Raw genomic sequence first — 1,301 nt, 5'->3', positions numbered from 1 at the left:
GCCAAACTCATCCCAGCCGACCGGATCCTGGTCACTGTGCTCCACCTGCGCAAACTTGCGACCATGGACCTCCTCGGCCAACTCTTCGGCGTCACCGCCATGACCATCAGCCGCGCAAAACAGGAGGTCCGCCCGCTCCTGCAAGCACACGCCACCACATCAACGCTTCTACCGCCCGCCTCCGCACACCAGCCGACGTCGCGACGTTCCTCGCTCCCGGTGATGAAGGAGCAACGAGCTCGGAGCCGTTGTCGCCACCGACACCGCCGGCCTGGGACTCACGGCGCATTATGGCGGGGCCTGCGAACGCGCCGTTTCATCAGACAGGGGTCCTCACCTGCTTGAGGAAAGGGGAGCGCCCTTGACTCTCACCGGCCGCACTCTGACCTCGGTGACAGAGTGCGCGGAGCGCCGGCCCTCATCAAGAAGGCATGCTCGCGTCCTGTTCGGTGACGGCCATCCCACCTGAGGTCCAGTGGATAAAGGGGCACACTGGGACGTCACCGGACCACCTTGATTGTGACCTTCCAGGGAAGGATGGAGTCGGGGCACATCTGACCAGGATCGGCTGTGCAGCTCCGTTGCGAGATGATCTGGCTCTGACCAATACGGGTCGCGCGGAAAAGCGACGTCGCATCCCCAGTGGGTGTTTCGCCGCCCTCGATGTGCTTGAGGTCACCCGGCGCTGAGACTTCCGGCTCACTCCAGGCCCAGGTGATGCCTTGTTCACTCGAACCCGTGAGGCGAACCCGAATCTTGTCCCCGGCCGATACCCGGACGGTCCGGCCATCGTCCGCGTTGGTGAGGGCAATGAAACGGACTTGCCAGGTCTGTCGGTCGACCGCCTTGGCAGGCGTGGCAGAGGCGACCGGCACACCGGGAGCGGTCACCACCAAACCCAGGACCAGAGGAGGGGTCAACAGCCTGCTGATGTTGGCGGCCTTCATAAAGGACTCCCAGCGATAGACGGTTCACACCTGATGTCCGCCTCATACCTCAAAGTAAACGGGGCAATCTCCCCTCTACCTGTATTCACTCCATGTAGCGAAACTGGGTATTGTCAGAACTTGGACTGTCACAGGCCCATTGCCCCAGGCCTGTAAGTAGCCCGGCCCTCTCCTGCGGAAGCTATTCGAAGCGCCCAGATATGAACGAGGATCGGGCTCGTGAGGATCAGGGGCGCGCGGTGATGGCGCTCTTTGAATCTGGTTCTGGCCGCAGTTCCGTGAAACTCATGGTCGAGTGAGTATCCGGATCCGGAGGAGCCGGAAGGACGCCCGGTTGTACATGCTCCTTTTGAT

General features: G+C 62.1%; 2 protein-coding genes. One reads left to right on the top strand and one right to left on the bottom strand.

Features of this window, described 5'->3' with window-relative positions:
* Positions 1–9: 9 nt before the first annotated feature.
* Entirely contained in the window at positions 10–345 is a 336-nt protein-coding gene (locus tag ABZ624_RS43125; protein ID WP_360101259.1) for a transposase family protein, read from the top strand.
* Positions 346–500: 155 nt separating this feature from the next.
* Here ABZ624_RS43125 and ABZ624_RS43120 read toward each other — a convergent pair whose 3' ends face one another.
* Positions 501–947, bottom strand: coding sequence for a hypothetical protein (locus ABZ624_RS43120; protein ID WP_360101256.1), 447 nt, complete (start codon positions 945–947; stop codon positions 501–503).
* Positions 948–1,301: the final 354 nt, after the last annotated feature.

The sequence above is a fragment of the Streptomyces sp. NPDC007205 genome (assembly GCF_040634095.1).
Classification (GTDB): Bacteria; Actinomycetota; Actinomycetes; order Streptomycetales; family Streptomycetaceae; genus Streptomyces.
This window is presented reverse-complemented; position numbering and strand designations above follow the sequence as displayed.

Coding starts and splice junctions, on each gene's coding strand:
- ABZ624_RS43120 (WP_360101256.1), bottom strand. CDS start 947: ATGAAGGCCGCCAACATCAGCAGGCTGTTGACCCCTCCTCTGGTCCTG.